The following is a 6,699-nucleotide window of genomic DNA, read 5'->3' as shown; positions in this document are numbered from 1 at the left end:
ACGTTGATAGGCTATAGATGTAAAGGCAGTAATGTCATAGTCGAGTAGTACTAATAACCCGTAAGCTTATGTACGCTTTTCCCCGGGGCAACCCGGGGAAGAAACTTTCTCAAACTTTTTATTTTCTTTATCTCAGTATGTTAAGATATTATGTAATTGATGTTTATACAACAATAAACAACATTACAGTAATTGCCCAAAGCAATTATAACCTCTTAAGGTGGTTATTGCGGCGGGGCTCACCTCTTCCCATCCCGAACAGAGTAGTTAAGCCCGCCTGCGCAGATGGTACTGCAGTTATGTGGGAGAGTATGTCGTCGCCTTTCTTTGAAAACCCTATTCCTATCGGATTAGGGTTTTTTGTTATATACCATATCCTAGATTGTGGCCGGTTTTGATGGAGCACGGGAAGGAATCTATGTTAATTCTTTTTTAAAAGGTAATATTATTTTTCTTTTATCTTGGAATAAAATTTGTAGCTACAGATGTTAAGAATAGATTAATATTATGTAGATGCGTATTTTTGCTAAGCCTTTTCAATCTAGATTTTGTATTTTTGTCACCAATATAAATACACATTATGAAAAAAATTATTTTGTTTTTGACCTTCTTTAGTTCTTTAATGTCATATGCGCAACAACGCCCTAAATTAGTAGTTGGAATAGTGGTAGATCAAATGAAAATGGAATATTTATATCGTTTTTCAGATGATTTTTCGTCAAATGGTTTTAATAGATTGATGAACAACGGGTACACTTTTCATAACATGCATTATAATTTTATGCCAACATATACTGCACCTGGTCATGCCAGTATTTATACAGGAAGTACACCATCTACTCATGGCATTGTGGGAAATGAGTGGTTCAATAAAGCTACGGGAAAAGATATGTACTGTACGGATGATGCTTCCGTTAAAATCCTAGGTGACGGTACAGAAAAAGAAGGTGCAATGTCTCCTAAAAATTTATTAAGTACGACCATTACAGATGAATTACGTATGGCTACTAATTTTAAAGGTAAAGTTATAGGTATGAGTATTAAGGATCGTGGTGCAATTTTGCCAGCAGGTCATTTCGCCAATTGGGCGTTTTGGTACAGTAAAACTGGATCTTTTATATCAAGTACTTTTTATGGTTCAGTATTACCAGATTGGGTAAACGAGTTTAATCAAGATAAGCGTTACATGAATTACATTAATAAAGGGTGGGATTTATTGAAGCCAGTTGCTACTTATAATGAAAGTCTTGTGGATGATAATCCTTATGAAGGAAAATTAGATAAAGGTAATGCACCAGTCTTCCCGTATGATTTGAGTAAAATATATAAAGAAAAGGGACCGGATATTTTACGAACCACGCCTTTTGGGAATGATATTTTGGCTGAGTTAGCCATGAAAGCCATAGAAAAAGAAGATTTAGGAAAAGATGATATTACTGATTTTCTTACTGTTAGCTTTTCTTCGACTGATTATGTAGGACATACTTTTGGACCCCGTTCTATGGAGTTGCAGGATACTTACTTACGTTTAGATCAAACTTTGGCTACTTTTATAAGCTATTTAGACAAAACTGTTGGAAAGGATAATTACCTACTTTTTCTGACTGCTGATCATGCTGGTGCTGAAAATCCAAATTATCTTAAGGATAATAAATACAATGTAAAAAATATTCCTTCTAAAGATATTGTTGAGGCATTAAAAAAACATTCAAATGAAACATTTGGTTCCGATTTGATATTAGACTATTCTAACTTCAATCTTTTCTTCAATAAAGAAATTATAAAACAAAAAGGTTTAGAATTAACTAAAGTAAAACAAAGTTTCAAAGATTTTTTGATGACACAAGAACAAGTTAAAAGAGTGTATACCGAAGAAGAAATCCTAGCATCTTGTGGGGAAGATTATTTTTTAAGTTTTATCGCTAAGGGTTATGATCCTAAACAAAATGGTGATATGGTAATTCTGGACAAAACAGGTTATCTTCAGTATCAAGCGACAGGAACTACACATGGATCTCCTAATAGTTATGATACACATGTTCCGTTACTCTTTTATGGATGGCATGTTCCGAAAGGAGAATTATATGCAAAAAAATATATAACTCAAATAGCACCAACACTTTCACAAATGTTGAAAATTCCATTTACTAATGGAACTGAATCTGAAGTTTTGGAAACGCTTTTAGAGAAAAAATAAAGCATTTTAAAGCTGCTGTTATTATAAAAAACTCCTCTCTTTTTAAAAAGTTTGGAGTTTTTATTTTTGTATTTTATTCTAAAATTTATTTTCTACTTCAGCTGCGTCTAGCATTAGATAATGTAAGTCTGTGTTTTTTATAAAAGGTTGCAACAGATCATTTCCGGGTCCGTACATGGCTAATTCGGTGTAATCAGCAGAATGATCCATACTAATCCAACCCACTGAATTGTGTTTCTTTTGAATGTCAGCAAGTACTTTGAAAGGCAAATGTTTTGGATTATAAAGACCTTCCTCTAATTTGATATTTGAATAAAAATTCAAAATTTCCTTAGCCTCATCTTCTTGTAAAATCGTTTTATTGGCATATTCAATTCTTTCAATTACTTGTGAAACAGATGTTTCTTGACCAATTCCATTTAAAATCCAATCGTTGGTTTGTCTGTAGTTTTGGATAGAATCAAAATTTTTATTAGTATCTTTTCCGTATATAATTCCTGGATTGGCGTTCCCGTGATCTGTTGTGATAATTACTAACGTATTTTTGTCTTTTTCAGCAAAATCAATAGCAACTTTTACGGCTTCATCATGAGCCACTTGATCATAAAGTAATCCAGTGATGTCATTTCCATGTGCTGCCCAATCTACTTTTCCAGCTTCGACTTGAAGTACAAAACCATTGGGGTGGTCTTTCATTTTATCAATGGCACGTTCCGTCATTTCAGCTAAAGTAGGAATAGACGCGGTTAATTCCTTGCTGCTTTCTCTATCTTTTGAATAGGGAAGGCCATCGTTATGAAACACACCAAGTATAGGTTTGTTGTTGCCGCATGCTAGCATTTCACTTTTGTTTTTTACAACAGAAAATCCATTTTTTGAAAACTCTTGGTACATATCACGTTTGTCTTTACGGCTTTCAGATGAGAAATAGTTATTGCCGCCACCCATCATGATATCAAATTTCAAGTCAAGATACATTTCAGCAATGCTTTCCTGACTATTTCTGCTCTTTGATGCAATACAAAATCCGGCAGGTGTGGCATGTGTAATAGGAACAGTAGTGACACATCCCGCCATTTTTCCTGCTTTTTTGAATTTTTGCCATATTGGAATGTATTCTTCTCCATTTATTCCAACATTTAAAGAACCATTTTTGACACGAAAACCACTTCCCCAAGAAGAACTTGCAGCAGCTGAATCTGTAACTATTGATGATGCTGAAGCCATGTCCATCAATGCTCGAGTTACTTTATTGTCTTTGTATAATTGAATCCAGTTGCTACCTTTTCCCGTTTTTCTATTTAGGTATAGGTCAGCCATGTTTAATGTACCAATACTCATTCCGTCACTAACGATCACAATGATATTTTTAGCTTTTTTATTCTTTTTTAAAGTGTCAAAATCTAGCTCGTTCGCATTTCCTTCAAAAGGATTTAGTATAGTTGCACCAATTGCAAATAAAGAGCCATTCTTGAAAAATTTCCGTCTATTCATTGTTTCTGTTTTTTTGTAAGAATTCCAAATGTAAAGAAACTACTTCACGGAGTATGTTAAGGATTGATTATTATTTTAGGATATAATAATTTTAGAAAGAGAATGATTTTTGAATAAACTAAATAATCCCATTCACGATGGCGAATGGGATTATTTAGATTAAGATGTTGTTACAGCAACGGGTAACGGAATTTGATTTTTAAGTATATCTTCAAAGGTTTCATGTGCTCTTATTAAATGCCCTTCACCGTTCATCCATAATACTTCAGCTGGCTTGTATCTGGAGTTGTAGTTTGAAGCCATAGAGAAACAATACGCTCCTGCATTTCTAAAAGATAAAATATCACCTTCTTTTATTTCTGCAATTTTTCTATTATTAGCAAAAGTATCGGTTTCGCAAATATAGCCTACTACGGAGTAGAAACGCTCTTTCCCTTTTGGATGCGATATGTTTTCGATATGATGTTGTGAACCATAAAACATTGGTCTAATCAAATGATTAAAACCACTATCTATCCCTGCAAAAACTGTTGAAGTAGTTTGTTTAACGACATTTACTTTAGCCAAGAAGAAACCCGCTTCACTTACTAAAAATTTCCCTGGCTCAAATATCAAGGTTAATTCTTTTCCATATTCGGTACAAAAAGCATTGAATCTTTTTGATAGTTTTTTACCTAATTCTTCAATATTAGTTTCGATATCGTCTTTTTTATATGGCACTTTAAATCCACTTCCGAAGTCTAGGAATTCAAGGTTTTTAAAGTTTTTGGCGGCATCAAATAATATTTCAGCAGCATACAAAAATACTTCGATATCCAAAATATCAGAACCTGTGTGCATGTGAATACCCACAATGTTCATTTTTGTATTTTCAACAATACGAACTAAATGAGGTAATTGGTGAACAGAAATGCCAAATTTACTATCGATATGACCAACAGATATATTTGCATTTCCACCAGCCATTACATGTGGATTTATTCGGATGCATACAGGAACATTTGGATGTTTTGTCCCAAATTGCTCTAATATGGATAAATTATCAATATTAATTTGAACACCCATGGCATTGACTTCTTCAATCTCTTCTAAAGAAACACCATTCGGAGTATAAAATATTTTATCCGGCTCATATCCTGCGTGAAGTCCTAGTAATACCTCTTGAATAGAAACTGTATCTAATCCTGATCCCATTTCTCTTAATAATTGAAGTATAGCGACATTTGACAAAGCCTTCATTGCATAATTGATACGCAACTTATTTACCTTTGAAAAAGCTTTAGTTAATCTATTGTATTGAGATTGTATTTTTTCGGCATCATAAACGTATAATGGACTGCCAAATTGTTCTGCTAATTGTACTAAGTCTTTTGATTGCATGATTATTAATTTTGAGCAAATTTATTACTCTTTATTTAGTCCCACAAGTTAATGAACGAATTCTAACAAATTCTAACAAAAAGTTATAAATTAAACATTTATTTGAAATTTTAAAAAAAAATAACCCTTGACAAAATTTTTCTGTCAAGGGTTATGTAATGTTGTCAAGAACTACAAGTTGGGTAAATCGCCATTTCCTTTAGTTGGTAAATTGGTATAACCCATTAAATATTTATCGACTTCTCGGGCAGCTTCACGACCCTCAGATATTGCCCAAACAATTAATGATTGTCCTCTTCGCATGTCGCCCGCAGTAAAAACATGAGGAACATTCGTTTGATAGTTAGTCGCTTTATAGTTGCTTCTCATATCAATTTCTAAACTTAATTGATCGCTTAATGTTTTTTCAGGACCTGTAAATCCAAGTGCCAATAAAGCTAAATCACAAGGCCATATTTTTTCTGACCCTTCTTTTTCTATCAATTCAGGTCTTTGTCCCGGTGTCATTTTCCAAGCCACTTCAACGGTTTTTAAACCGACAAGTTGGCCACTTTCATTTGAAATGAATTCTTTGGTGTTGATTAACCAGTTTCTACTACAACCTTCTTCATGTGAAGAGGAAGTTTTTAATTGCAATGGCCAAAATGGCCAAGGTGTAGTTTCACTTCTTCCAACGGGTGGTTTTGGTAAAATCTCAAAATTAGTAACTGATTTTGCACCGTGTCTGTTTGAAGTTCCCACACAATCTGAGCCAGTATCTCCACCACCAATAACGATCACATCTTTACCTGTCGCCATTATTTGATCTGGAATTTCCTCACCATATAGTGATTTCGTTTGTTGCGTCAAGAAAGTCATTGCTTGAACAACTCCCTTACTTTCTATTCCTTTGGTTGGTAAACTTCTTCTTTCGGTTGCACCACCACATAGTACGATAGAATCAAAAGCGTTCAATTCTTCAATGCTATAGTTTACACCAACGTTTACATTCGTTTTAAAAGTAATTCCTTCTGCTTCAAGTACTGTAACACGTCTGTCGATTATCCCTTTTTCTAATTTAAAATTTGGAATTCCGTAACGTAATAATCCACCAATGGCATTGTCTCTTTCAAAAACGGTAACGGTATGTCCTGCACGATTTAATTGTTGTGCAGCCGCTAAACCAGCAGGACCAGATCCTATTACAGCCACTGTTTTTCCTGTTCTAACTTCTGGTGGTTGTGGTTTTATCCAACCTTCAGCAAAACCTCTTTCGATAATATTTTTTTCAATATTTTCGATTGCTACCGGTTCGCTTATAATTCCTAATACACATGATTTTTCACATGGAGCTGGGCATAAACGACCAGTAAATTCAGGAAAATTATTGGTTGATTGCAATATTTTTAAAGCACTTTCCCATTCTTCCTGATGCACCATGTCATTAAAATCGGGTATCAAATTCCCTAATGGACAAGCACTGTGGCAAAATGGAATCCCACAATCCATGCATCTGGATCCTTGTTCTTTGATTTTATCTTTAGGTAATGTAATTGTGAATTCATTGTAATTTGAAACACGTTCTTCAATAACAATATTACTTTCGTCAGTTCTATTATATTCTTTAAATCCTCCTATCTTTCCCATAA

At 34.0% G+C, this 6,699-nt stretch carries 4 protein-coding genes and 1 rRNA gene; 2 read left to right on the top strand and 3 right to left on the bottom strand.

What is annotated here, in order from left to right; genetic code table 11:
• The first annotated feature begins 216 nt into the window (after positions 1-216).
• Positions 217-326, top strand: a 5S ribosomal RNA gene (gene rrf / locus BLS90_RS08010).
• A gap of 254 nt (positions 327-580) precedes the next feature.
• Positions 581-2,197, top strand: coding sequence for an alkaline phosphatase PafA (pafA, locus tag BLS90_RS08005; protein ID WP_091257132.1), 1,617 nt, complete (start codon positions 581-583; stop codon positions 2,195-2,197).
• Between the two features lie 78 nt (positions 2,198-2,275).
• Here pafA and BLS90_RS08000 read toward each other — a convergent pair whose 3' ends face one another.
• The 3 genes from BLS90_RS08000 to BLS90_RS07990 all read right to left on the bottom strand — a co-directional run bounded on the left by BLS90_RS08000 (position 2,276) and on the right by BLS90_RS07990 (position 6,697).
• Positions 2,276-3,691 (bottom strand): alkaline phosphatase, encoded by a 1,416-nt coding sequence (locus tag BLS90_RS08000; protein ID WP_091257131.1) that lies wholly within the window; start codon positions 3,689-3,691, stop codon positions 2,276-2,278.
• Between the two features lie 159 nt (positions 3,692-3,850).
• The gene (gene lysA / locus BLS90_RS07995; protein WP_091257130.1) at positions 3,851-5,071 is read right to left on the bottom strand and encodes a diaminopimelate decarboxylase; all 1,221 of its coding nucleotides are present in this window, start codon (positions 5,069-5,071) and stop codon (positions 3,851-3,853) included.
• A 171-nt stretch (positions 5,072-5,242) separates the two neighbouring features.
• Positions 5,243-6,697, bottom strand: a complete 1,455-nt coding sequence (locus BLS90_RS07990; RefSeq protein ID WP_091257129.1) for a glutamate synthase subunit beta — start codon at positions 6,695-6,697, stop codon at positions 5,243-5,245.
• Positions 6,698-6,699 lie beyond the last annotated feature (2 nt).

Source organism: Flavobacterium omnivorum (assembly GCF_900099915.1).
Taxonomy (GTDB): Bacteria; Bacteroidota; Bacteroidia; order Flavobacteriales; family Flavobacteriaceae; genus Flavobacterium; species Flavobacterium omnivorum.
This window is presented reverse-complemented; position numbering and strand designations above follow the sequence as displayed.

Bases quoted from the DNA above. Each gene is read 5' to 3' on its own strand.
- pafA (WP_091257132.1), top strand. From the start codon at position 581: ATGAAAAAAATTATTTTGTTTTTGACCTTCTTTAGTTCTTTAATGTCA.
- BLS90_RS08000 (WP_091257131.1), bottom strand. From the start codon at position 3,691: ATGAATAGACGGAAATTTTTCAAGAATGGCTCTTTATTTGCAATTGGT.
- lysA (WP_091257130.1), bottom strand. From the start codon at position 5,071: ATGCAATCAAAAGACTTAGTACAATTAGCAGAACAATTTGGCAGTCCA.
- BLS90_RS07990 (WP_091257129.1), bottom strand. From the start codon at position 6,697: ATGGGAAAGATAGGAGGATTTAAAGAATATAATAGAACTGACGAAAGT.